General features: G+C 56.9%; 25 protein-coding genes. 8 read left to right on the plus strand and 17 right to left on the minus strand.

The window, feature by feature from the left end; all coding sequences use genetic code 11:
- Nucleotides 1-5: 5 nt before the first annotated feature.
- Nucleotides 6-1,055, minus strand: a complete 1,050-nt coding sequence (locus B0B07_RS01485; RefSeq protein ID WP_076756602.1) for a SepM family pheromone-processing serine protease — start codon at nucleotides 1,053-1,055, stop codon at nucleotides 6-8.
- A 100-nt stretch (nucleotides 1,056-1,155) separates the two neighbouring features.
- Here B0B07_RS01485 and B0B07_RS01490 point away from each other — a divergent pair, with 100 nt between their 5' ends.
- On the plus strand, nucleotides 1,156-2,043 hold the full coding sequence (locus B0B07_RS01490) for a hypothetical protein (RefSeq protein ID WP_076756603.1): 888 nt from the start codon (nucleotides 1,156-1,158) through the stop codon (nucleotides 2,041-2,043).
- Nucleotides 2,044-2,182: 139 nt separating this feature from the next.
- Here B0B07_RS01490 and coaD read toward each other — a convergent pair whose 3' ends face one another.
- Together coaD and rsmD are read right to left on the minus strand one after the other, a co-directional pair.
- A complete protein-coding gene (gene coaD / locus B0B07_RS01495) occupies nucleotides 2,183-2,689 on the minus strand; it encodes a pantetheine-phosphate adenylyltransferase (RefSeq protein ID WP_076756604.1) in 507 nt (168 codons plus the stop codon).
- Nucleotides 2,682-3,254: a 16S rRNA (guanine(966)-N(2))-methyltransferase RsmD gene (gene rsmD / locus B0B07_RS01500; protein ID WP_076756605.1), complete on the minus strand. Its 573-nt coding sequence runs from the start codon at nucleotides 3,252-3,254 to the stop codon at nucleotides 2,682-2,684. Before rsmD ends, coaD begins: the two co-directional genes overlap by 8 nt.
- 74 nt (nucleotides 3,255-3,328) lie before the next feature.
- Between rsmD and B0B07_RS01505 the strand changes: the two genes are divergently transcribed.
- On the plus strand, nucleotides 3,329-3,742 hold the full coding sequence (locus tag B0B07_RS01505; RefSeq protein WP_076756606.1) for a DUF7147 family protein: 414 nt from the start codon (nucleotides 3,329-3,331) through the stop codon (nucleotides 3,740-3,742).
- Here B0B07_RS01505 and B0B07_RS01510 read toward each other — a convergent pair.
- Entirely contained in the window at nucleotides 3,724-3,996 is a 273-nt protein-coding gene (locus B0B07_RS01510; RefSeq protein ID WP_076756607.1) for a YlbG family protein, read from the minus strand. The two genes, B0B07_RS01505 and B0B07_RS01510, sit on opposite strands and share 19 nt — an antisense overlap.
- Nucleotides 3,997-4,119: 123 nt before the next feature.
- Between B0B07_RS01510 and B0B07_RS01515 the strand changes: the two genes are divergently transcribed.
- On the plus strand, nucleotides 4,120-5,040 hold the full coding sequence (locus B0B07_RS01515) for a glycerophosphodiester phosphodiesterase family protein (RefSeq protein WP_076756608.1): 921 nt from the start codon (nucleotides 4,120-4,122) through the stop codon (nucleotides 5,038-5,040).
- Between the two features lie 71 nt (nucleotides 5,041-5,111).
- Here the strand turns inward: B0B07_RS01515 and B0B07_RS01520 are convergent, their stop codons facing one another.
- Together B0B07_RS01520 and B0B07_RS01525 are read right to left on the minus strand one after the other, a co-directional pair.
- Nucleotides 5,112-5,558: a YlbF/YmcA family competence regulator gene (locus tag B0B07_RS01520; protein ID WP_076757457.1), complete on the minus strand. Its 447-nt coding sequence runs from the start codon at nucleotides 5,556-5,558 to the stop codon at nucleotides 5,112-5,114.
- 5 nt (nucleotides 5,559-5,563) lie between these two features.
- The gene (locus tag B0B07_RS01525; RefSeq protein ID WP_159438407.1) at nucleotides 5,564-7,096 is read right to left on the minus strand and encodes a UDP-N-acetylmuramoyl-L-alanyl-D-glutamate--2,6-diaminopimelate ligase; all 1,533 of its coding nucleotides are present in this window, start codon (nucleotides 7,094-7,096) and stop codon (nucleotides 5,564-5,566) included.
- Between the two features lie 113 nt (nucleotides 7,097-7,209).
- Between B0B07_RS01525 and B0B07_RS01530 the strand changes: the two genes are divergently transcribed.
- A complete protein-coding gene (locus B0B07_RS01530; RefSeq protein ID WP_076756610.1) occupies nucleotides 7,210-7,938 on the plus strand; it encodes an amino acid kinase family protein in 729 nt (242 codons plus the stop codon).
- Between the two features lie 5 nt (nucleotides 7,939-7,943).
- Here B0B07_RS01530 and B0B07_RS01535 read toward each other — a convergent pair whose 3' ends face one another.
- Nucleotides 7,944-9,011, minus strand: coding sequence for a CAP domain-containing protein (locus B0B07_RS01535; protein ID WP_076756611.1), 1,068 nt, complete (start codon nucleotides 9,009-9,011; stop codon nucleotides 7,944-7,946).
- Between the two features lie 151 nt (nucleotides 9,012-9,162).
- On the opposite strand from B0B07_RS01535, the gene B0B07_RS01540 reads away from it, so the two are divergent.
- Nucleotides 9,163-9,528, plus strand: a complete 366-nt coding sequence (locus B0B07_RS01540; protein WP_076756612.1) for a YugN family protein — start codon at nucleotides 9,163-9,165, stop codon at nucleotides 9,526-9,528.
- A 149-nt stretch (nucleotides 9,529-9,677) separates the two neighbouring features.
- On the plus strand, nucleotides 9,678-10,736 hold the full coding sequence (gene ytvI / locus B0B07_RS01545) for a sporulation integral membrane protein YtvI (protein ID WP_076756613.1): 1,059 nt from the start codon (nucleotides 9,678-9,680) through the stop codon (nucleotides 10,734-10,736).
- A 191-nt stretch (nucleotides 10,737-10,927) separates the two neighbouring features.
- Here ytvI and B0B07_RS01550 read toward each other — a convergent pair whose 3' ends face one another.
- The 7 genes from B0B07_RS01550 to cyoE form a co-directional block, all read right to left on the minus strand.
- The gene (locus B0B07_RS01550; protein WP_076756614.1) at nucleotides 10,928-11,389 is read right to left on the minus strand and encodes a DUF420 domain-containing protein; all 462 of its coding nucleotides are present in this window, start codon (nucleotides 11,387-11,389) and stop codon (nucleotides 10,928-10,930) included.
- Nucleotides 11,390-11,419: 30 nt separating this feature from the next.
- On the minus strand, nucleotides 11,420-12,343 hold the full coding sequence (gene ctaG / locus B0B07_RS01555) for a cytochrome c oxidase assembly factor CtaG (RefSeq protein WP_076757458.1): 924 nt from the start codon (nucleotides 12,341-12,343) through the stop codon (nucleotides 11,420-11,422).
- A gap of 141 nt (nucleotides 12,344-12,484) precedes the next feature.
- The gene (ctaF, locus tag B0B07_RS01560) at nucleotides 12,485-12,817 is read right to left on the minus strand and encodes a cytochrome c oxidase subunit IVB (RefSeq protein ID WP_076756615.1); all 333 of its coding nucleotides are present in this window, start codon (nucleotides 12,815-12,817) and stop codon (nucleotides 12,485-12,487) included.
- 1 nt (nucleotide 12,818) lies between these two features.
- Nucleotides 12,819-13,445 (minus strand): cytochrome c oxidase subunit 3, encoded by a 627-nt coding sequence (locus B0B07_RS01565; RefSeq protein WP_076756616.1) that lies wholly within the window; start codon nucleotides 13,443-13,445, stop codon nucleotides 12,819-12,821.
- Nucleotides 13,445-15,322 (minus strand): cytochrome c oxidase subunit I, encoded by a 1,878-nt coding sequence (ctaD, locus tag B0B07_RS01570; protein ID WP_076756617.1) that lies wholly within the window; start codon nucleotides 15,320-15,322, stop codon nucleotides 13,445-13,447. Before ctaD ends, B0B07_RS01565 begins: the two co-directional genes overlap by 1 nt.
- A 19-nt stretch (nucleotides 15,323-15,341) precedes the next feature.
- Nucleotides 15,342-16,409: a cytochrome c oxidase subunit II gene (gene coxB, locus B0B07_RS01575; RefSeq protein ID WP_076756618.1), complete on the minus strand. Its 1,068-nt coding sequence runs from the start codon at nucleotides 16,407-16,409 to the stop codon at nucleotides 15,342-15,344.
- A 94-nt stretch (nucleotides 16,410-16,503) separates the two neighbouring features.
- Nucleotides 16,504-17,418 (minus strand): heme o synthase, encoded by a 915-nt coding sequence (cyoE, locus tag B0B07_RS01580; RefSeq protein WP_076756619.1) that lies wholly within the window; start codon nucleotides 17,416-17,418, stop codon nucleotides 16,504-16,506.
- 319 nt (nucleotides 17,419-17,737) lie between these two features.
- Here cyoE and B0B07_RS01585 point away from each other — a divergent pair, with 319 nt between their 5' ends.
- The gene (locus tag B0B07_RS01585; protein ID WP_076756620.1) at nucleotides 17,738-18,676 is read left to right on the plus strand and encodes a COX15/CtaA family protein; all 939 of its coding nucleotides are present in this window, start codon (nucleotides 17,738-17,740) and stop codon (nucleotides 18,674-18,676) included.
- Nucleotides 18,677-19,014: 338 nt separating this feature from the next.
- On the opposite strand, the gene pyc is transcribed toward B0B07_RS01585, so the two are convergent.
- The 3 genes from pyc to B0B07_RS01600 form a co-directional block, all read right to left on the minus strand.
- On the minus strand, nucleotides 19,015-22,455 hold the full coding sequence (gene pyc, locus B0B07_RS01590; protein WP_076756621.1) for a pyruvate carboxylase: 3,441 nt from the start codon (nucleotides 22,453-22,455) through the stop codon (nucleotides 19,015-19,017).
- A gap of 13 nt (nucleotides 22,456-22,468) precedes the next feature.
- Entirely contained in the window at nucleotides 22,469-23,635 is a 1,167-nt protein-coding gene (locus B0B07_RS01595; RefSeq protein ID WP_076756622.1) for an FtsW/RodA/SpoVE family cell cycle protein, read from the minus strand.
- A gap of 65 nt (nucleotides 23,636-23,700) precedes the next feature.
- Nucleotides 23,701-23,985 carry an Fpa/YlaN family protein gene (locus B0B07_RS01600; RefSeq protein WP_076756623.1) on the minus strand — a complete coding sequence of 95 codons (285 nt, stop codon included), beginning with the start codon at nucleotides 23,983-23,985 and terminating at the stop codon, nucleotides 23,701-23,703.
- Between the two features lie 165 nt (nucleotides 23,986-24,150).
- Here B0B07_RS01600 and B0B07_RS01605 point away from each other — a divergent pair, with 165 nt between their 5' ends.
- Complete coding sequence (locus B0B07_RS01605) at nucleotides 24,151-24,645, plus strand: hypothetical protein (RefSeq protein ID WP_076756624.1); 495 nt, start codon at nucleotides 24,151-24,153, stop codon at nucleotides 24,643-24,645.
- The last annotated feature ends 3 nt before the right edge of the window (nucleotides 24,646-24,648 follow it).

Genomic DNA, 24,648 nt, shown 5'->3' on the forward strand with positions numbered 1-24,648 from the left:
GCCGTCTATTTCTTTTGCTTCAGCTCGCGCAAGTATTCCAGTGCATCATCCACCGTCTTGACCGGCACGACTTTCATGTCCGTGCCGATTTTTTTTGCCGTTTCGGCCGCTTCCTCATAGTTTGACCGGATGCCCGGGCTGACTTTCCTCATCGCATCGGTGATTTCGTCATCCGGGGCAAAGAACACCTCGATCCCGTCCCTGTCCGCGGCCATGATCTTGAAATCAATGCCGCCGATCCGGCCGACCGTCCCGTCTTCGTTCATTTCACCCGTGCCGCCGACTTGGTAACCCTTCGTCAGATCCTCATCAAGCAGGCGGTCCATGATCTCAAGTGTGAACATGAGGCCTGCGGAAGGGCCGCCGATATCTTCTGTATGGATTTCAACTTCAGGGTCCGTCTCGATTGATCTCTCCTCGGTAAATGAGATGCCGAGCCCGAGCCGGCCGTCCCCTCCGGGAATCGGGGCGAGGCCCACTTCTTCCTCGAGGCGCTCTCCGTCCCTCCGGACGGCAAGCCTTACTTTTTCGCCTTCCCCAAGCGACGAGAGCGAATCCGAAAACTCTTCGGCTGACCGGAGCGTCTCGCCGTCCAATCCCGTGATGATGTCGCCGGGTTCCAGGATCCCGGACGCCGCCGCCTTTTCAAGGACCCTCATGACCAGGACCCCTTCAAATGCAACATCCACCGGTTTCTGCGCTTTTTGATATGCGACAAGGATGGCGTTGAACTGTGAGTCACCCATCATCTTTTTCTGCCGGACTTCATATTCCTGTTCGGTTTCCCCGTCCTGCCTCACCTGGCCAGCCTTCATGATTTTCCGGCTGTCCATGAAATTGGCGAACACATAGGTAAGGGGTGTGGCCTTGGACAGGGCGATGGTCATCAGGCTCATCGTCCCCTTGTCGTCCTCGTCACCGCCCTGGACCGTCACGAGCGGTGTGAGATCGTAGGCGCCTCCCGGCTTGGAGATATACATATCCATCGGCATGAACGCCGCTGCTGCGATGAGCAGCACCGCAATGAGCGCGGCGGTTCCTTTTCCTCTCTTCATCCAGCTACCTCCCAAAATAGCCTCCAACCGGCCGGCATATACATCTTAAGTGTAGCACCGGGAAACGATCCATACCAAATGAGGGAGCCGATTCAATCCGATGCCCATGTTGAACACCGCCATGATCTGGTGCATGATCCTCCTGTTCCTCTTCCGGCCCGCACTTGCACGCGAAGGCGCAGAATTTGGCATCGAACTGTTTGCCGGCGCCCTTCTCCCGTATCTTCTTCCTTACCTGATCCTCACCCAATGGCTGCTCCGCCTTCCCGGCCGTGAGCCGAAAGGCCGGACGGGCACTTACTGGAAGACCTATGTTCTCGGTGCATTCGGGGGCTTTCCGGTCGGCGCCGCGTCGGTCGCCCATCTCGTCAAGGACGGACGCCTGTCCAGATCGGAAGGAGGGTTCCTGACAGCCGTCTGCCATGCGCCGAGTTCCATGCTCCTTGTCGGGTTCGTCGGACATGAACTGTTCGGGGATGCGAAGGAAGGCTGGCTGCTCATGGGGGTCATCCATAGCGTCAATCTCGTCCTCCTCGTCGCCGGCACGCTTTATTTCCGGTCACGCCCGGCAGGCAGGACGCCGGACCCGCCTGTCCATAAAGTCCGGGCTTCTCCGCTGACGGCCAGCCTGAAGGAGAGTTCCCAGACGATCGTCCTGGTGGCGACGTCGGTCATCTTCTTCTCGGCAGTCGGGACCGTGGCGGCGGAACTTCTCTCGTCCATCACCGGGATGGGCAGCACGGGCGCAGGCCTGGCGGTCTACCCCGTGTTTGAGATGACGGCGGGGCTCCGGATGGCTGCGGATGCGCTGGCCGGCCTTCCGGCACACGGGGCAGTCACGGCTCTGATCCTTTCGATGAACGGGCTTAGCATACACCTGCAGGTGGCAGTCATCGCCAGGGGAGCCGGCATCGGATTGCGGCCGTATGTCGCAGCACGGCTCATCCATGTGGTCGCCGTGCCTCTCCTCTTTGTACTGGTCGCTTGAACCGGTCCGTCCACAGTTTCATTTCCGGCCGGCACCGGCCCGCCGGAGAAGCTCAATGACCTCCCGAAAAAAAGGCAGAAGTCCGGGGCCTGTAAGGTACCCGGTCCATCTGCCTTTTCAGTATGCCCGAATGTGTGGTTCATTCCTCGGCGGATGCCGCTTCTTCGATCGCAAACTTTCTCCGGAGCGCGGATCCGACTTCCGCCGGGACAAGCTCGCTTGTATCGGCCCCGTATTTTGCGACTTCCTTGACGATGCTCGAGCTCAGGAATGAATACTGGTTCTTCGTCATGATGAAGAATGTTTCAATCTCTTCCTCGAGCACCCGGTTCATTGAAGTGATCTGCATCTCGTATTCAAAATCTGAGACGGCCCGCAGCCCGCGGACGATCGCAGTCGCCCCCACCGACTTGGCGTAGTCGACGAGCAGACCGGAAAACGATTCGACCTTCACGTTCGGAAGGTCACGTGTGACCTTCCGGATCAGGTCCATCCGCTCGTCCACGGTGAACAGCGGATTCTTCGATGAATTGTTGAGCACGACGACGCGGATCTCCGCAAATACCCGGGATGCCCGTTTGATGATGTCAAGATGACCGTAAGTGACCGGATCGAAACTGCCCGGCACTACCCCCAGCTTACCCATTGTCCTTCCCCTCTCCGCTCCTGCTGAAAATCGTGATGACGGTGCTTCCGTACGTCTGCTCTTTCTTTTTTTGGAAAGAGCCGTACCGCTCCGGCAGGTCGACCGTCTTGTCATGCTCGCAGACGATCAGGCCGTCCCCGCGGATGAGGCCGGCCTCTTCAAGCTCCCCCGCCAGGCCGTAATATGTATTTTTTGCATAGGGGGGATCGAGGAACAGAAGGTCGACCGCCTCCCCCTTCTTGATCAGTGCACGGACTGCCCTTGCCGCATCGGACCGGTGAAGTTCCGCGCGATCCGTGTACCTGCATTTCTCAAGGTTGTCCCGGATGGCGGAAAGCGCCCGTCCGTCCTTCTCGACAATGACCGCCCTGTCCATCCCCCGGCTCAGCGCCTCGATCGCCAACCCGCCGCTTCCGCCGAACAGATCAAGGACGGTCCCTCCGCTGAAGTAGGGGCCGATCATGTTGAACAGCGACTCCTTCACCTTGTCCGAGGTGGGGCGGGTCCCCATGCCCGTCGCCGTCTTGAGCTGGGTCCCTTTTCTTTCGCCGGAAATGACTCTCACCGTGCTCACACTCCTTCCCCTGATTCCCCGCCCTGTGGTAGGATGGGCAAGAGAAAGGGGTTGCATTTATTTTCATGGATACCCAACGCTTTATCGAACTCGGCGAAGGGTTCGGCGATGTTTTCGAACTGTGCGAACTCATCCGGACGAACCGCAGCCGGATCTGCCGGGCATTCATCCTGGAGAAGGATGCCGCGGAAGAAGCCGTTTCGCTGGCGGTCGCCCTGTTCCCTGCCGGCGGCGGCCATTTCATGCCGGTCTACATCTGCCGGGAAGGGATCAGGGCGGGGAGCGCACGGCAGCGCATGTTCACAGACGCCCTTGACGAGGCCGGCGCCGGTCCGGTCACGCTCAAGGTCCGTCCGTCGTCCGTGTTCGGAAGCCCGGAAGAGTATTACCGCCATCTGACCGGAGTCCTCCGTGCCAACCGGCTTCTTCCCGCACCGGAACTGATGCTCCGGGCCCGGCGTCAGATGCCGCCTTTGTAATCGTATTCCTTCGCCTTGTCAGGTTTGGCATTCTCATATTCCGTCTTGATGAACGGCTTCATCGAGAGGGAGACGGACTTGACGTAGGGAAGCTTCTCCAGCTTGGCGGCCGTCCGGTCCGCGTCTTCCATGTTGCAGTAGAGCACGGCGTACTTCATCCGCTTGGAGATGTATTGGATATGCCCATATTTCCTCAGCGACTTTGCCTGCTTCAGATGAGACAGATAGACGATGATACCGCGCCGATCAATCATTGAAATCCCTCATTTCCTACCATACAGAATACCACACACCAGAAAAATCGGGCAACCGGCTCCTGCTGACACCGGAGCCCCGTTGTTTTATAATTCGTGTAACCGGATACAAGGGAGGCCACCATGGATAAGAAAAAGAAAGTTGCCTTGACCGTAGCAGCAGCCGGAGCGGCAGCCTGGGCCGGCTCCAGACTCATCGCCAGGCCGCAGACCAGAAATCTGCTGCCTGCACTCGATTATGACCGGCCGATCGTGCTTGCCCACCGGGGCGGCGCCGGCCTGGCACCCGAAAATACGATGACCGCCTTCAGGACATCGGCAGAGCTGGGCGTCCACGGGTTTGAGGTCGATGTATACCTGACGAAAGACGAGGAGATCATCATCTTCCATGACGGAGACCTCAGCCGGACGACGGACCTCCGGGGGAAGCCGGGCGACTACACGCTAGCGGAACTCCGGAAAGCGGACTTCGGACACCAGTTTTCCATCAGCGACGGGACCTATCCATTCAGGGGGCGATGCGGCGGTGCCGTCACACTCAAGGAATTGCTGGATGAATTCCCGCATATGCTAGTTAATATTGACATGAAGGATGCCCCGGATACGTATGAAGGCGGGATTGTGCCTTCAAAGTTATGGAAAGTGATCGACGAATCCGGTGCACACAGCCGGGTCGTCGTGACGAGTTTCTTCGACAGCCAGATCGACCGATTTAATCTGTACGCACGGAACCAGGTCGCACTCGGGGCCGGGGAGCAGGAAGTCCGCCGGGCCTACCTTGCGTTTGCAAGCGGCTTCGGTCATCTGTATCAGCCCGGAGCCGATGTGGTCCAGATACCGGTCAGCTCAGGAGTATTCCCGCTTGATCTCGGTCCGTTCATCCGGTTCCTCGGCCGGCGCAACATTCCCGTGCATTACTGGACGATCAACGACCGGACGGAAATGACCCGCCTTATCCGTGCAGGAGCGAAGGGCATCATCACCGACCGGCCGGACATCGCCATCGAAGCCGTCTCTGCCGAATTTCCCGACGGAGAAATATAAAACAGGCCAGCCCCTGGTTTCGCAGCCGGGCTGGCCTGTTTTGATGGCGTGCACTATTCAAGTTCCCTTCGTCAGGCACTGCAGGAACAGGCACCGCCTGATCCGCACCCGCCGCCGCAGGATGAATCCTTGGAGAAGAACGGATTGCTGACCGGCACCTTCACGGATTCGGAAACGGTCTTCCCGACAATGAGGCTTACCTCATCCAGGAGGTCCTGCAGGTCATTCTCCGCCACTTTGAGAGAGGCGATCTTGTCATTCAGGTCCAGTTCCCGTTTCTTCACGCGGATCTGCTTCATCACCGTGGAATAATCCGGGTGATAGCGGCCGAACCGCTGGACTTCTTCATACCGTTCCTTCAGTCCGGTGAATTCACGGATTTCCTCCAGCAGCTGCGGATCTGTGTACACATCTTTATGGGCAAGCCGGTAGGCGGTCGCTTGTTCAGAAGAAGCGATCATCCGGCTGAGCAGTTCTGATTCATCGATGACGCGGAGCCATTCGTCGGTCATCATCATCGGCATCACTCCATTTCTCCTCCATCATACCAGATTCCGTCAGCGGATTGCACCGGGTCTGCACCAGTTTCTTCAAGACGGCTTCCATGGATCCTGCCGAGATGCCGCCCGGCCGCTTCCTCATCAGAAAACGCCCGCGTCACCCCAGCCGCCGTCTGTCCGGATTCATGCCCTTTTCCCGCGATGAGGACGACATCCCCGGGAGCGGCTTCTTCTATCGCTTTCCGGATCGCCGCATCCCGGTCCGGCTCAGCATGGTACCGTGCCGTCTCCTCCCCGATTCCCGAGAAGATATCCCGGATGATGAGCTCCGGGTCCTCGCTTCTCGGATTGTCCGACGTCACCCAGACTGAAGAAGAATAAAAGGCGGCGATCTCCCCCATCTCAGGCCGCTTTTCCTTGTCACGGTCCCCCCCGCATCCGAAAACCGTAATGACCCGCCCCGAAACGGTCCGCACAAGCGCTTCCAGGACCGCCTCGAGCGCATCGGGCGTATGCGCATAATCAATGACGACCCGGACGCCGTTTCGGCTGATCTCCTGCATCCTCCCCGGAGGCAGCCGAAGCCGCTCCAACGTTCCGGCACATTTCAGCGGATCGAGGCCCGCAGAGACAGCCGCCGCAAATGCAGCCGCCGCATTCAGCCGGTTATGTCTGCCGTCGACGGATGCCCGCAGCGCCGCTTCCCCGCCTTCCCAGCCGGCGATCCAGTTCCTGTCCCCCGCTTCGCAGATCCAAAAATGGTCCGGCCCGCCCGGAGTCCCTCCAAAGGTACGAAGAGGCACCGTCCCCTCGCACAGCCCGAGCACAGCCGGATCATCCTTGTTGACGATCATCCCGTCCGCCAGCTTCAGCAGCAGGGCCTTCGCCTTCAGATAGGCCTCTTTTCCGCCATGTTCCCCGTAATGGTCTTTTCCGATATTGAGGAAGATCCCCTGACGGATGCGGCAATGTCTGAGCCGGCCCCCTTCCAGCCCGAGTGACGACGCTTCCAGCGCCACATGCGTGACGCCGGCGTCTGCGCAATACCTGAGTGCCCTGTGGAAATGGGCTGGCGGGACGGTCGTCAGCGGAGGCAGCGGATAATCGGTCTTCTTCCCGTCAATCCACAGTCCAAGCGTCCCGAGCACCGCCGTTTTGATGCCGGCTTCCTTCATGATCTGTCCGATGAAATGGGTCACAGTCGTCTTTCCGTTCGTGCCGGTAACCGCGATGACCGTCAATTCCTCCGACGGATGCCCGTGGAAAGCCGAACAGGCGTAAGCGAGGAAGTCCGCCGCATCCGGCACGGAGATGGAGGCAACGGTTGCCGGCAAGTCCGGCGGATCCGGGATGTCTGTCACCACCGCCACGGCGCCTTTCCGGATGGCCTCAGGGATATGGTCCGCCCCTCTGGACGCCTTGCCATTCCTGGCGATGAAGAGTGAACCGGGGATCACTTCCGCGGAGTGGTCCGTCACTCCGTGTATTTCCGTACGGATATTGCCCCCTGCAGCGAGGCATGGCCAGTTTTTTAGCAGCTCGCATAATAAGATCATGCACAGCCCCTTCCCGAACATTTTCTCTTCGGACGAATACATTAAGTTGGAGTCCATTTATCGTATGTGGACCAAATCATGTTTGACACGCGGAAAGAAGGTGGCACCGGACGATGATCATCCAAAAATTCGGGGGGATCGCGGTCAGGGACAGTGCCGCGAGGAAGCACTGCATCCGGCACATCATCAGGGGCATACAGGAACATGGCCGGGTCATCGCGGTCGTGTCTGCAATGGGGCGGGCGGGGGATCCCCATTCAACCGACAGCCTGCTCTGCGTCAGCTCCGCGCTGAAGGAAACCCCCCACGCCTCGGATGTGGCGGCTGCATGCGGAGAGCTGCTTTCCTCCGCTGTGCTGTCGGCCGAACTGGCGGCTGCGGGCATCCGGAACGAGTTGCTGTACGGCACGCGTTCCGGCATCACGTCCGAGGGCCCGTTCGGCGCGGCAGGACTCCGGGCGGACCCTCATCGCCTGCTCGCCTCCCTTGGTGACGCGAGCGTCGGAGTCGTGCCCGGCTTTCTCGGGATGGGGGCGGACGGGTTGATCCGCACAACCGGCCGTGGAGGCAGCGATCTCACCGCAGTCGTGCTGGCGAAGGCGCTGGATGCGGATGCAGCAGAATTTTTCAAGGATGTCCCGGGCATTATGACTGCAGATCCCGGCCAGGACCCCGATGCGGAGATGATCGGCTCCATGTCATACTCGGAACTGGTTCCCCTGCTCTCGGTTCGCCGGCCCGTCATACAGAAAAAAGCGGCACTGTACGCCGCCAGGGCGCAAGTGCCGCTTCATATCCGAAGTTATTCCGGGTGCGATCAGGGGACTTGGATCCTCCCCTGATCTTTTTAATTTGCAGAACCTGCCGGATCAGGCTGCTCAAACAGGATATGAGAATAACTGCTTCCAGATACACCCGCCCCCTGCCGGTTGTATCCCGGCTTTCTGAGGAGTTCGCGGTGCTCCGGAGAGTTGATCCAACCATGGAGAGTGGCAGGGGCATCTACATAATCCGCCGCTTTGTTCTCTCCCGCCTTGCTGTAGCTGATCTGTGCCAGTTCCAGGTCATCCGAGAGGGGCGGCAGTTCTTCTTTCTGCTGGGTCCCCGCTTTTTTCGCCGTGATGGCCCGTGTGCGGGCGACCGCGTCGGCGCCCGGATCTTCATCCAGCTCCGGAAGGCCGCTTCTCTTCCGATATAAATTCGCCAGGTCCATCACCTGCTGTCCGTTCGCCCGGTCGACCGCCTTCTGGAGGGAAGACGACAAGGCAGGCGGCATCAGCAGGTCGCCGCTGTACGTCATTTCATAGGGCTGCTGAAGCACGATCGTTTCGGGCGAGATGAACCGGACCGCGAACAGCGTTCCGGTATCCATGTCGGCATACAGCTGCGCGTAAAGCCCGTCATACGAAACCAGCATGCGTTCCTGCATATCGTCGCCGTTCAGGGTAAACACGTATTGGTTCGTCCCGATTTCCACATTCACTTCCGACTCAAGGATCGTGGACCTGTGAATATCCTCGACGGGCTGGCCGATTGAAAAGGGAGCGACGTCCCTTTCCTTGCCTGCGGTGAAGATCTGATTGATCTTCCCGTCTTTGACGCCCGCCATCAAATATTCTTCCACCGGCTCGCTGTATATCCACCATTCGAAACCGTAGGCGGACGGCTCGATCCGGTCCGGCTTGCCGTATTCATCCGCCAGCGATTTGGACGGGCCTCCGACAAAGACGGACAGACCCGACTCCGGACGGGCCAGCGTCTTCTGGCTGCCCGGCACGGCCGTGTCCTGCGGAAGTGCGGTATTCGGGCCGACCGGTGACACAAGCATCTCATTCTCGCTCGGCCCCCTTGAAGTGAACAGGATGAATCCTGCGACGATCAGGAGAACGAAGATGACACGAAGCGCAAATTTCAATGCAAAAACTCCTTGATCCGATTGGTTTAGGTCCATTATACCAGTCGGCGATCCGCGGACACAATGTTGTCATTGCAACCGATTGGCACTTGTTCTATCATAAGAGGGTATAGGGACAAGGGCAGACCGGCCCAAAGGAGGCAAATGAATCATGTACTTTGAGAACACCGGGATCGAAGGCGTGACAGCCGAACTCACGCTTCTGGACGAAATCATGCACAAGCACGGGCTGATCCGCGCCGAACAGTGGGACTACGAACGCGTCAGCTACGATAAAAAGATCGTCCTCAAGGAAGGCACTTATTATCTCCGCGTCTTCGGCTACACGACCGATGGGGATGTCGGCTCCGGCCACGCGACGATGCACCTGAAAAAGCCGGTGCTTGGCAAGCATTACTACCCGCACGGCGTGGAATACGGGGAAGATGAAGTATTCCCGGATTCCCTCGTCAAGAGCTGCACGAAAACACTTCTTGAAGTCCAGGAGGACCTCAAGCCGTATAACCTGACCAAATAAGGCACCGCAACGGCCCGTCTCCAATCGGAGGCGGGCCGTTTTTTATTGATATCGGTATTCTTCCTTGCATTTTTCATAAAGAATCGCCTATTCAAACAGTTGGCTGTTGGATATAATGGACATATCATGTTTCCGGGAGCGACTGCTGCATGTCCAGATGGCTCAACCGCCGTACAATCACACTCTTTTTCCTCATCGCGGCTGCAATCGTGTTTGCCGTTTTCATTTTGCCCGTCTCACTTCCCCTCCTGTTCGCCCTGATCACGGCCATCTTCCTTGAGCCGCTCGTCAAGATTGTGATGATCCGGTTCAAGTGGAGCCGGAAGACGACTGTCATCACCACATTCATTTCCTTTATGGGGCTGCTGGTCCTCTTGTTTTACTTCAGCATCACCCGGCTGTTCGGCAAGCTGATCGAGTTCACCAAATCCGCCCCCGAGAAATTCAACAATGCGACGGGCGTTTGGATCGACATGCAGGACAAGCTGTTCAATTACACAGAGGGAATGCCGCTGGAGGCGGTCGAGGCGATTCAGAATGAGATGAACCGGCTCATCGAATCTCTGAGGGATTCCCTCCTCTCATTCGTCAACTATGATACGATCACCGGCCTGCTGACCGGGATCCCGAACTTCCTCGTCAGCCTGATCGTTTACCTGATCGCCCTGTTCATGTTCATGCTCGAACTTCCGGCCCTGCGCCTGATGATGTTCAAGTACATGTCGGATGCAACGGGCGAAAAGGTCAGGCTCCTGCTCGACCGGATCAACTCGGTGATCTTCGGCTTCATGAAGGCGCAGGTGCTCGTTTCCTTCATCATCCTCGCCATCACGTTCGTCGGCCTGCTCATCATCACGCCTCAGTACGCCGTGGTCATGTCGCTCGTCATCTGGATCATCGACATCATTCCGATTCTCGGGTCGATCATCATACTGGCCCCGTGGTCCATTTATCAATTTGCGAGCGGCGACGTCGCGGAGGGGACAAAGCTTGCCATTCTCGCCGTCATCCTCCTCATCGTCCGCAGGACCGTCGAGCCGAAAGTGATGGGATCGCAGATCGGCCTGTCCCCTCTCGCCACCCTGATCGCCATGTTCCTCGGTCTGAAGCTGTTCGGGTTCCTCGGCCTGTTTGCAGGGCCCCTTGTCGTCATCCTGTTCAATGCCGCAAAGGAAGCCGGGATCATCCGGTTCAACTTTAAAGTCTGATTTTACATCCCTGCCCGCAGACGGTCCGCCGTCTGCGGGCTTTTCATTCGCACAGATGCCAGCCAGGCGCCATTCTTTTTGGGGACAGGATTTTGCGCCGAGTCTGCTCCGTCAGGCGGACGGACAGAAAAAACAAGGCCGCCGGAGATGTTCTCCGGCGGCCTTGCTTGATGATTCATTTTCCTATCCTGTCAATATCCGAGGATGGCCCGGAAAACGGAAGTGGTCTCTCCGCCTTTATAAAACACATAAAGCAGCAGATACACCGCGACACCGGTGATGGCGGTAAAGAACCAGATGATGCTCGTGACCGGCCCGATTTTCCGGTGTCTCGGAAGAACCTCTTTCAGGCCCGTCCAGATGGACACGAGGCCGAACACGGCACCGACCGTGGCAAGGAAGATATGGAAGACCAGAAAGACCGTGTAGTAGATCTTCAGGCTGTCCGGTCCCCCGAAAGATGTGTTGCCGATAAAGACGGTCCGCGAGAGGTAGATGATGAAGAACAGGAGCGCGGACACTCCCGCCGCAAGCATGGTTTTTTTGTGTGCTTCTATTCTTCTTTGGCGGATCAGCCACCAGCCCACCGCGACGAGAACGGCGCTGAGCACGATAAAGAAGGTGCTGAGTGTGGGCAGAAACGGAACGGTCATCGGAAGTTTTCCCCCTATGGCTTGCCGGGATCAGCTATACATCGAAAGCCGTTCCCGTTCCAGCAATTGTTTTTTGGTTAGTTCATCGGCATTGTCGCGCTCATGTCGGAACCAGTTGATGAAGATCCGGCCGAGGACGACCCCGTAGATGATCTCCTGCAGCACTTTCATGATGACACCGCCGAGTTGCTGATCGTACAAGATCGGCATTTTGGTAAAGACTTCAGGACCTGACAATCCTGCACTGGCCAATGTGCCGAGCGTGGAGGCCGGCACGCAGAGCGCCATTGCCTGCAGCCAGGACTCCCCGCTCTGGTATGTTGCATACACGGGCGTATCCACGAAGATGATGAGTGCACAGGCCGGCGTGATGAGGATGGCGCTCGCAATGATGTAGGCGACCTTATGAAGACCCTGCAGCTTTGCCGTAACGCCGATGGTGTTGACGATCGGCCACCAGAGGAACAGCGCCGAGATGAACAGGGTGATCGTGAACACGGCGTGCAGCGGCAGGCTCAGCTTGATCGTATCCAGGATGAGCGGCAGGTGATACACGGAGAACATGGCACTGAACAAAAGCAGGCTGATGACCGGCTTCGTCATGACACGGAGCACCGATCCGAGCACCGGAACGCTGAACACCTTTTTCCAGATCCATCCCGGAATCCCCATGATCAGGAATGGTGCGGCGACAAGCAGGAGAATGGCCATCTGGACCATATGCATCGTGAACAGGATATGTCCGAGCAGATCCACGGGCGAACCCTTTGTCGCGTAGACGAGAATCATGCCGACCGAAAACGATATGAGTTCGCTTCTCTTGAGCGGTTCACTGCCCGAGAAACGGTCCCGCCATTTGACGGTGATCAGAAGATAGAGCAGGAACAATGCAACGAGAGATGCAAAGAAATACGGACTCCAAAGAGCCACAAAGCCAAAAATGCTGATAGGCACCATTGCGATCGCTCCTTTTAGATTGACTCCTTTTATTATAAGTGGAGCCTGTGGCCATATCAATGAACGAAGTATGACACATTCATCGCCGGGACATACAAAAACGCCATGGAGCAAAAGCTCTCATGGCGTTTCCGGTGCTTACCACCAGACGATGGTGACGAACGTCAGGACCGTCAGGAATGCGATCAGCACACCCGTGTACATGAACATGGCCGGAAGGCCGTGGCCCTCTTCTTTCATGTGCATGAAGTAATACAGCTGCAGGCCGACCTGGACTGCTGCAAGAAGCAAGATGACCGGAATGACGAACAGCGGCGAAAAACCTGCCTGGACTGCCGTGAAGGAGATGAGCGTCATGAAGATCATGAGCGCGAACATCATCAGCTGGCCGCGCATGGCGCGGTCGGCATTCCGTTTCTTGTAGTTATATTCTGCCGGCGTCTTTTCAATGATCTCGATATCGTGTGCCATCTTAACCGACCACTCCCATCAGGTAGACTACCGTGAAGATGAATACCCAGACGACGTCGATGAAGTGCCAGTACAGCGAGAACGTATAGTACTTCGTCGCGTTGTACAGATTCAGACCGCGTCGCGCATTGCGCAGGATGAGCAGCGAGAGCCAGACAAGGCCGATCGCCACGTGCAGTCCGTGTGTTCCGACGAGCGTATAGAACGCCGAACTGAACGCACTGTTGCCGTAAGTGAAGCCGAGGCTGATATAGTGGTGGAACTCATATACCTCAAAGCCGAGGAAGCCGAGGCCCAGGAAGCCGGTGATGGCGAGCCAGACCTGCATGGCCTTGAAGTTGTAGTTCTTCATGTGGTACATCGCATAGACACTTGTCAGGGACGAAGTGAGGAGCAGCATCGTCATGACAAAGACGAGCGGAAGCTCAAACAGTGTCTGGGTCGAGAAATCGTTGCCGCTCGGAACCGAATTCCGAAGGGCCAGGTAAGTCGCGAACAATGTTGCGAACAGGATGGTCTCCCCGCCGAGGAAGAGCCAGAAGCCCACGAACTTGTTTTTTGCTTCCATCGTCGCCGTTTCCGGATGGTCAGGCCACGACTTCGGCGTGAATTTAGTGTTCAGATCCATTATTTGCTCCCCCTTTCAGTGCGGAGGATTTCTTCTTTCGTCACGTAGAAGCCAAGGTCATCCTTGACGGAACGCAGGGACATCGACAGGAATGTCAGCACAAGGCCGGCGATGAGAACCGGTAGTCCCCAGCTGTGTTCGACGCGGAACATGGCGCCGAACCCGGCGATGAACAGGCCGAGCGACATGACGAACGGGATGAACGAGCCATGCGGCATATGGATGTCGGAAAGCGGTTCAGCCGGAATGTAGCCTTTTTTGTTGCCGTCCTGCTTTTCGATCCAGTACGTGTCAAGACCGCGTACAAGCGGCGTTTGCGCGAAATTGTAGAACGGCGGCGGCGAAGGGATCGCCCACTCGAGTGTGCGGCCGTCTTCCCAAGGGTCGTTGCCGACGCGCTCGTTTTTCGCTGTTGTCATGATGATGTTGATCACCATGACGATGACGCCGATCGCCATGAGAAGCGCACCCGCCGAGCTGATCATGTTGAACAGATCCCAGCCCTGGTCCGCATTATACGTCCAGACACGGCGCGGCATCCCCATGAGACCGAGGAAATGCTGAAGGAAGAACGTCATGTGGAACCCGATGAAGAAGAACCAGAACGTTACCTTGCCGAGTTTCTCGCTCAGCATTGTACCGAACATCTTCGGCCAGTAAAGATGAGTCGCTGCCAGGATGGCCAGGACCACACCGCCGACGATGACGTAGTGGAAGTGGGCGACGATGAAGTACGAGTCATGGAGCTGATAGTCAAGCGGCGCAGCACCCTGCTGGACCCCTGTGACACCGCCCATGACGAACGACGGGATGAACCCGAGCGCGTACAGCATCGGGGTCGTGACGCGGATGCTTCCGCCCCACATCGTAAGGAGCCAGTTGAAAATCTTGACCCCTGTCGGAACGGCGATCGCCATCGTGGCAACCGCGAAGATTGCGTTGGCGGTCGGCCCGAGGCCCACCGTGAACATGTGGTGGGCCCATACCATGAAGCCGAGGAACCCGATCAGCACGGTCGCGAAGACCATTGCCGAATAACCGAACAGGCGCTTCCGGGAGAAGATCGTGAAGATCTCCGAGAAGATCCCGAACGAAGGAAGAACGAGAATGTAAACTTCAGGGTGCCCGAAGATCCAGAAGATATGCTCCCAGATGATCGTGTTCCCGCCGTAGTCCACATCAAAGAAGTTACCGCCGAACATCCGGTCGAATGTCAGGAAGAACAGGCCGACCGTCAGCGGAGGGAATGCGAACAGGATGAGTGCCGAAGCGACGAATGTCGTCCATGTGAAGAGCGGCATCCGCATGTAGGTCATCCCCGGTGCACGCATGTTGATGATCGTGACGAGGAAGTTGATCCCCGCCATGAGCGTGCCGCCCCCGGCAATCTGGAGACCGATCGCATAGAAGTCAATCCCGTGGCCCGTGGAAGCGAGCGAGAGGGATGCATACGATGTCCAGCCGGCATCAGGTGCCGCATCGATGAACCAGCTGAGGTTCAGGAAGAGGCCGCCGAAGAAGAACATCCAGAAACCAAGAGAGTTGATGAACGGGAACGCAACGTCGCGCGCCCCGATCTGCAGCGGCACGATGGCGTTCATGAAGCCGAACAGCAATGGCATCGCCGCCAGGAAGATCATGGTCGTACCGTGCATCGTAATCAGTTCGTTGAAGAAACCTGCACTTACAAAGTCGTTGTTCGGCACGAGAAGCTGCAGGCGGATCATGAGAGCCTCGATCCCGCCGAGGACGAAGAAGAATCCGCCCCCGATCAGGTAAAGGATGCCGATCTTTTTATGGTCGACTGTCGTCAACCAGTCCCACAGCGTGGCGCCGAACCCTTTCTTTTGTGCGACTGTATTCGCAGCAGTTGTCACAGTTGTAGCCTCCTTTACCTTACTCTTCGACTTTCAGTCCGAGCAGATAATCCGCAATCGCATCCAGATCTTCATCCGAAAGGCTGTCGAAAGCAGGCATCAGGTTGCCCGGCTTGTATTTTTGAGGATCTTGGACCCAGTTGACGATGTTTTCCTTGTTATGGTCAAGGTAGCCCGCAACACGGTTACGGTCACCGAAAGTTGCCATGTTTGGACCTGCGGCACCGGTGGAGCCTACTGCAGATGTGGCATGGCAGCCGATGCAGCTCTGGGCAAATGCGGCTTCGCCTGCGTCAGAGGAATCTTTGTCGGCCACTTGGTTCTCCGTATCTTTCATTGCTGCGACCCAGCCATCGAAGTCATCACGGTTCATCGTCTTGACCTTGAAGTCCATGAGCGCGTGGGACGGTCCGCAAAGCTCCGCACATTTACCGTAGAACACGCCGTCTTTCAGGTCTTTGGACTCTTCATCAAAGACGAGGTAGAACTTGTTGAGGTTGTCCACGTTCGTATCCATCTTGCCGCCGATGGCAGGGATCCAGAAGGAGTGCTTGACGTCTGCGGCTTTCAGGTTGAAGTACACTTTTTCGTCTGTCGGCACGACGAGCTCCTGGGCAGTCACGATTCCGTATTCCGGATATTCGAACTCCCACCAGTACAATTTCGCTGTCACATCGACAACGAGGTGTTCAGGGTTGCCCTCTTCATCCGCTTTCTCCATTGCCGATACGTCCCCGAGCTTGTACGTATAGTAAACTGTAGGGATTGCGATGATCAGCAGGAGGACGATCGGGATGGCCGTCCAGATGAACTCGAGCTTGTGGCTGCCTTCGACATCTTGCGGCATATGGTCTTCGCCAAGACGGGAACGGCGGAATTTCACGAGCGCCGCCACGTAGATGACCACGACGACCAGGATGACGAGCAACATGATCAAGGAAGTGAGGATGAGCAAGTTGAACTGCTCGCGGCCCACTTCGCCCGCCGGCCTCAGTGTCGAGAGGTAATTTTCACCGCATCCCGACAGGACGAGTGCGAGTGCGGCAAGCATTGCCGGAAAGCGCCATTTCTTAAGTCCTTTCATCATCGATTAACCAAACCTCTCTTTCATAGTTGTTTTTTAAGTATGAGGACCGTGATGCCCTTTTATGATGAATTCTTGATAAGAAAGAATTCCGGGATCATGCGATGACCGAGAAGATGATCATCGAGACGAACAGGATCGTCATGTAATTCAGGGAATAGACGAACATCCGGGTTGCCCACTTGATCTCATCGCCTGTTTTGAATCCTTTCAGGGCTATGAATAGCCAGCCCAGGTTCAGCAAGGTGGCGAGGATCAAGAATGCCGTGCCGAGCTGCGGAAGCAGGAACGGCAGCGGGAAGAGCACCAGCACCCAGCCGAGCATCGAACGCTTTGTACGTTTAAAGCCCTTCACTACCGGGAGCATCGGAATGCCGGCTGCCCGGTATTCCTCTGTCCTTCTCATGGCGATCGCGTAAAAATGGGGCGGCTGCCATACGAACATAATGAGGAACAGCGCCCAGGCGCCCATGCCGAGAGACGGCTCTGCGGCCGCCCAGCCGATCAGAGGCGGGATTGCCCCCGAAATGGCCCCGACGACCGTGTTTGCGGCATGACGCCTTTTTGACCACATCGAGTAAAGGACGACATAAGCAAAAATCCCGGCGAGGCCCCACAGACCTGCGTTCGTGGAAGCCGAGAACAGGAGAATCTCCCCCGCCAGCATGAACGCGACCGACATGGTGAAAACCGACGTCGCTTTGAAGCGGCCGGTCACCGTCGGCCGGGACTTGGTCCGGGACATGATCGGGTCGATGTCGCGGTCGATCAGATTATTCATCGCAGCTGCTCCCGCCACGATCAGTGCGGAACCGAAAACCGCGTAGATCATCAAATCCAATTCATGCAGAAAGTGCCTGCCGGAGAACTGTACGGCAAGGAAGAAGCCCGTGAACACCGTAATCACGTTCGAATTAACGATGCCGATCTTGATAAGTGCCAGAAAATCTTTTAGGAAAGTGGCGGATTCCGTCTCCGCCTGATCGGCCGTGATTGTGCGACTGTTTGTCATGAAACCCCTCCTTTCATACTGCCGGCAACACCCGCTAACGTTTACTATATCGGAAATTCAGGCCCAATTCTATACTTAACCCAAATTTGTCGAATGGAAGCGGAACGTCGGTCATAAATTCACAACATATCTATAGTAAAGCATTTCAATTTTTCTTTTGTGAAGCCAATAGGGCTTTTTTATGAACAAATTGTGAAATGGTCCCACTTGTCCGGGAAGGCCGCAGGCCCGGCGTTGTATTTGCATTCCATTTCCGATATCATCAAAAAAGCGGACACCGTCTCCGGGGCGGGTCAGAACACATAAAGAAGGTGTCATCATGCGTTACAGCAAGAATTTAAAATGGATCGCCGTCGCTTCAACGATCGGCATGCTCGCCATCCTGCTCGGCGGTGCCCTCGTGACGAAGACGGACAGCGGAATGGGATGCGGCAGGCACTGGCCCGGATGCAACGGCCAGCTCATCCCGACCGAAATCACCGCTGAAGTGCTGATCGAGTTTTCACACAGGCTCGTGACCGGAGCGGTCGGAATTCTCATCGTCATCCTCTCCGTCTGGTCATGGAAGGCGCTCGGCCATATCCGGGAAACAAAGTTCCTGTCATTTATGGCGCTCTTCTTCCTCATCCTCCAGGCACTCATCGGGGCTGCCCAGGTCAAGTGGGGACAGGGAGATTTCATCCTGGCCCTCCACTTCGGCATTTCGCTCATATCCTTTGCCGCAGTTTTCCTCCTTACACTTCTCATTTTTGAAGTCGACAGGAAGTTTGACGCCGACAAAGTCCGGATCGGTCCGAAACTGAAATGGCATACGCTCGGCGTGACACTCTACTCCTACGCCGTTGTATACACGGGGGCCCTCGTCCGGCACACGGATTCCGGCCTCGTATGCCGGGACTGGCCGTTCTGCCGGAACAACGACATCGGCCTCCCGACGAACATGCATGAGTGGGTGCAGATGAGCCACAGGGCGGCCGCTTTCCTGATCATCGTCTGGATCGGCTATATCGCCTTCCATGCATGGAGAAACTATCAGGACCAGAAAGTCGTCAGCCGGGGCTGGCTCGCCGCATTCATCCTGGTCCTTGCACAGGCCACGACCGGTGCGACAGTCGTATTCACGCGCCTGAACCTGGCCGCCGCACTTGTTCACTCACTCATCATCTCCCTCCTCTTCGGCCTCCTCTGCTATATGGTCCTGCTCGTATCCAGAAGCAGGCACAGGCAGATGCGGGACGGGGGACGCCCGGAAGTATGACCGGTGCAATACCCGGAAGAAGCTGTCCATCACCGGACAGCTTCTTCTTTTTTATCTTCGGCACTTTTGACGGACCACAACACGGCCGCGGTGCGTTCCTCTTGCACTCAGGACGCGGACAGAATCAATGCGGACAATGATCGCAGTGCCCGAAAAGGGCCGAACACATGTCTCCCAGTCTTCTCTTCCGGCCGCCGGCTTAACCGTGCAGACTGAAGAGATCGGCCATTTAATTGTAAGGTTTCTCAGCACACAGAAAAAGGAAGCTGACGTTCTCTTGTCAGCTTCCCTGTTTTTGCCTCATAAAAACTCCTCTGTGCAAATAAACTTGCGGCTGTTCAGTCTTCCTTCATCTCTATCAGCAGGTCACCCGTGGAAATGGCATCTCCCGCCGATACGAGGATTTCCTCGACGGTCCCGTCAAATGGTGCCTGGACGGTCGTCTCCATCTTCATCGCTTCCGTGATGAGGAGGTGCTCCCCGCGCTTGACCCGGCTTCCCCGGTCGACGGCGACCTTCAGGACGGTCCCCGGCATCGTTGCGCCGATCTGCCGTGCGTTGCCTTTTTCCGCCTTTCTCCTCTGGACGGTATCCACTTCTGCGGATGCGTCCGTCACCGAAATCTCCCGCGGCTGGCCGTTCAGCTCAAAGTAGAGGATCCGGGTACCGTCAGACTGTACTTCCCCGATCGACACAAGCTTGACGATGAGTGTCTTCCCTTTCTCGATCTCCACTTCGATCTCTTCACCGATCCGCAATCCATAGAGGAAGGCCGGCGTATCAATCACCGAGACATCCCCGAACTTTTCGTGCTGGGTGCTGTAATCTTCAAAGACTTTCGGATAGAGTGCGTGTGCAAGCAGCTCATGGCTTGAGACGGGACGTCCGAGTCGGTTGAACAGTTCTTCCCGCGCCTTCTCGAAATCGTATGGCTCCAGCAGTTCGCCCGGGCGAACCGTGATCGGCTCCCGGCCTTTCAGGATGACTTCCTGCAGCTCCTCCGGGAATCCGCCGTACGGCTGACCGATGTCCCCGCGGAAAAATTCGATGACCGAATCCGGGAAATCGATTGACCGGCCCCGCTCGATGACCGACTGCTCGTCCAGGTTGTTCTGCACCATGAACAGCGCCATGTCCCCGACGACCTTCGATGACGGGGTCACTTTGACGACATCGCCGAACAGCATGTTGACGCGTGCATACATTTCCTTGACCTCATCCCAGCGCTCGCCGAGCCCGACCGCCTTTGCCTGCTGCTGCAGGTTGCTGTACTGGCCACCCGGCATTTCATGAAAATAGATCTCGCTGTGCGGGCTGACCATCCCGCTTTCGAAGTGGCCGTACATTTTTCTGACGTCTTCCCAGTAGTGGGACAGTTTTTCGAGAGAGCCGACATCCGTGCGGATCCGGCGGCTGCCCCCTTCCACCGCATGGTAAAGCGCGGATGCACTCGGCTGCGAAGTCAGGCCCGACATGGCGCCGAGGGCGGTGTCCACGATGTCGACGCCGGCATCGATGGCGCGTGCATACAGGTAGATCCCGTTTCCGCTCGTATCGTGGGTGTGCAGATGGATGGGAACCGACACGGTGTCCTTGAGTTCCGAGACAAGGCGGTAGGCGGCCTCCGGTTTCAGCAATCCGGCCATGTCCTTGATGGCCAGGATGTGAGCACCGGAATCTTCAAGGGCTTTTGCCATCTCCTTGTAATAGGAGACCGTATACTTGTCCCGTCCGTCGTCCAGAATATCCCCTGCATAGCAGATGGCCGCCTCCGCGACTTTGCCGGACAGGCGCGTCTGGTCGATCGCGACTTCCATCGCCTTGATCCAGTTCAGGCTGTCGAAGATCCGAAACACGTCAATTCCCGCATCCGAAGATTTTTTGATGAATTCCCGGATCACATTATCGGGATAGTTTTTATAGCCGACGGCGTTCGAGCCGCGGAACAGCATCTGGAACAGCACGTTCGGGACCTTCTCCCTCAGTTTCAGCAGGCGGTCCCACGGGCTTTCCCCGAGGAAGCGGTAGCTGACGTCGAATGTCGCGCCGCCCCACATTTCCAGCGAGAAGAGATCCGGCATGAGCCTCGCCGTTTCATCCGCGATTTCCAGCAGGTCATGCGTCCTGACCCGGGTGGCCAGCAGAGACTGGTGTGCGTCCCGGAACGTCGTGTCGGTGAGCAGCACGTCCTCCTGTTTCAGGATCCAGTCCGAAAGCCCCTCGGCGCCCCTTTCGTCAAGGATCTGTTTCGTGCCGTGCGCAGGCGGGAGGGACAGATCGGCGGCCGGCTTCCTCGGCGAATGGAACACCGGTTTCTTCGCCTTGCCGATGCCCGGGAAACCGTTCACCGTCACATTCCCGAGGTAACTGAGCAGCTTTGTCCCCCGGTCCTTGCGTGCAGGGAAGAGGAAAAGTTCCGGTGTTTCATCGATGAACGCCGTATTGTAGTTCCCGCTCAGGAAGTCGGGATGCTTGACGACATTTTCCAGGAACGGGATGTTTGTCTTGATCCCGCGGATCCGGAATTCCTGCAGGTTCCGGTCCATCTTGGCCGCGGCTTCACGGAAAGTCATCCCCCATGTGGACACTTTGACGAGAAGGGAATCATAGTGCGGTGTGATGACCGCCCCCTGGAACCCGTTCCCCGCATCGAGCCGGACCCCGAAGCCCCCGCCGGAGCGGTAGACCATCAGCTTGCCCGTATCCGGCATGAAATGATTGAGCGGATCCTCCGTCGTCACGCGCGACTGGATGGCATAGCCGAAGAGCGGGATGCTGTCCTGTGAGGGAATGCCGGTCTCCGGATCGTGGAGGGCCCTGCCTTCCGCGATATGGATCTGGGCATGGACGATGTCGATGCCGGTCACCATTTCCGTGATCGTGTGCTCCACTTGGATGCGCGGGTTCACTTCGATGAAGTAAAACCGGTCGCCGTCAACGAGGAATTCCACTGTGCCGGCATTGACGTAGTCCGCCTTTTTCATAAGCCGGACAGCGGCGTTGCAGATGTCCATCCGGAGTCCGTCATCAATCGCGGTGGACGGCGCAATTTCGACCACTTTCTGGTGGCGGCGCTGGATCGAGCAGTCACGTTCGTACAGATGGACGACTTCGCCGTATGTATCGGCCAGGACCTGGACTTCGATGTGCTTCGGCTTGTCGAGGAACTTCTCGACATAGACTTCGGATGATCCGAATGCCGCCTTTGCCTCCGACTGGGCGCGCTCAAAGGCTTCCGCCGTCTCCTCTGCGGACCGGACAACCCGCATGCCGCGTCCCCCGCCGCCGAGTGCCGCTTTGATGATGATCGGATAGCCGTGTGTTTCGCCGAATGTTTCGACTTCTTGAAGTGAAGAAAGAGGGCCGTCACTTCCCGGGATGACCGGCAGTCCGGCAAGGATCGCCTGTTCGCGCGCCTTGACCTTGTCACCGAACATATCCAGATGGGAAGAGCGCGGCCCGATGAAGATGATCCCTTCTTCTTCACAGCGCCTGGCAAATTCCAGGTTTTCCGCGAGGAACCCGTACCCCGGGTGGATGGCATCCGCCCCCGAGTCCTTCGCGATTGATATGATGCCTTCGATATCCAGATAGGCATCGATCGGTTTTTTCCCCTTGCCGACGAGATAGGCCTCATCCGCCTTGTAGCGGTGGAAGGAACCGTTGTCCTCCGCAGAATAGATTCCGACCGTCCGGATCTTCAGCTCCGTGCAAGCCCGGAAGATCCGGATGGCAATCTCCCCCCGGTTTGCCACAAGGATTTTCTGGATTTTCCCCATTTCCCCATCTCCTTCACTTCAGTCTTGATTCGCTCTTGACGAACATGGATACATTTAGCAGTATCCCTAAAGAAAAGGATAGCAGGATTAGAGAAGTTCCGCCATAGCTAATAAAGGGAAGCGGAACCCCCGTAAGCGGCATGAGCCCGGTCATCCCCCCGAGGTTGACGAACGTCTGGAATCCGAACAGGCTCCCGATGCCCGCCGCGATCATGCGCGCCTGGGGATCTTTCGTCTTCAGTGCAACCACGATGGCACGGAGCACGATGAACCCGAGGCCGCCGAGGACGATCGCGACCCCGAACACCCCCAGTTCCTCCGAAATGATCGCCATGATGAAGTCTGTCTGGGGCTCCGGCAGATAGCCCATCTTCTGCACGGACTCGCCGAGCCCGAGCCCCTTGAGACCGCCGGCGCCGATGGCAAGGTAGCCGTTGATGAGCTGGAAGCCGTCTCCGAGCGGGTCATTGAACGGATCGAGGAAAGTGGTGATCCGGCTCAGGCGGCCATCCGTCAGGACTTTTTTCCCGGCGAGGAGCATCACGCCCACGCAGATGCCGACCGCCAACGTGACAAGCCCGGAGAATTTAAGAAAGACCTTCGGCTTCATGCCGCTCGCAGCCATGACGGAGACGCCGATGACAAACAGGATGATCGTCGCTCCGAGGTCCGTCTCGGTCAAAATCGAAAACAGCGCCAGAGCCAGCAGGAAGACCGGCGGCATGACCGAATTGTTGAAGTCGTTGATCGTGCCCTTTTCGAATTTCTTGGAGAAGACACCCGCAAAGTACAGGATGAATGTAATTTTCGCGATTTCGGACGGCTGCACGTTGATCGGCCCGACCTTCATCCAGCTCCTGGCCCCGACATCATCCCCGAATCCGATAAAATGGACGACGATGAGCATCAGGCCCGTCACCGCCAGGGACAGCACCATGAATCCGGTGCGCTTGTAGTGCCGGTACGGGATGAAGGCGCCGACGAACAGGGCCGGTACGGCGACCAGCAGGTTCTGGAGCTGCTTTCTGTAAAAATGGTCCGCTTCCCATCCGTAGCGGTTGACCGCCCAGACCATGCTTGCACTGTAAATCATGACGAGCCCGAACAGGCATAGGACAAGCCAGGTGAAAAAGAGCGGGAAGTCGAAATTCCTGGCATACCGTCTTATATATTCACGCATTGAAAAACTCCAATCTTTCATTAAACAAAAAACTCAAACCGCTGTATGTGTTTGAGTTTTTTGCCTTATTTCTTCGTATATGCATCATGCAGGACAGACAATTCCCTTTCAAGCGAAGCCAGGATCTCCCGGCCCTGCTCCCTGTCGATCAGTCCGAGCTTCGCAGCGAACTCGATCTCCCGGGAAAGTCCGAACATCTGTGTATCCAGCACTTCTTCATAAAGAGGGCATTGCGGCATCGTCAAGTGGTCCATCTGGACTTTGATCAGCTGAGCGATCTTTTCCGCGTCCGCCTGAAGAAGTTCCAATGCCTTTTCATGATACGCCGCCGGTTGCACATTAGTATCCATGAAACCGCCCCCATCAGCAGGTTATCTTCTATCGTATATCTTCTAAAGTGTATCTTTTCAACGGACAAAATGCAAGCGGTCAACCAAGTTTGCCGGACAATCCCCTTTTGTCGGCATCATTAAAACTGTATACTGGACATGCGACATTTTAGAGGAGGAATACCAATGATCATTCCGATTAAGGGAAATGTGGATTATACGATAACGCTCGACCCCGGCACGTGGATCTTCGATGACCGGAAGATTGACCTGACCACTTATTTCACGGAGGGACGGGAGGAAAAGGATGAACTCGGCGACTATGTCAAAGCCACATCCAAACACTGGTCCCGTGAAATCATGGAGGGGGCGACCTATCCCCCGACACTCAAGACGGAACGGAAGTTCAAGAAGACCGAGTTGCTGAACGGCACATTCGGCATCGTCCTCGACCCCTTCCTGAAAAATGCGGGCATCCGCGAAGACGCAAAGGAAGTCGTCTTCGGAACTGCCGGCGGCGAAGAACACCGCTTCCCCGTCGAAGAAGCCGGTTCGCTGATCTTCCAATTTTCCGTGACGGGCCAGCCGCTAAAAGAGGACGGCCCTGCCTGGCTTTTGTTCCCGGACGGTTCAAACCTCGACAATCCGATCAAAGCCGTCCAATCGATCACCATCGTCTGAGGA

Source organism: Edaphobacillus lindanitolerans (assembly GCF_900156305.1).
In the GTDB taxonomy this organism is placed as follows: Bacteria; Bacillota; Bacilli; order Bacillales_A; family Planococcaceae; genus Bhargavaea; species Bhargavaea lindanitolerans.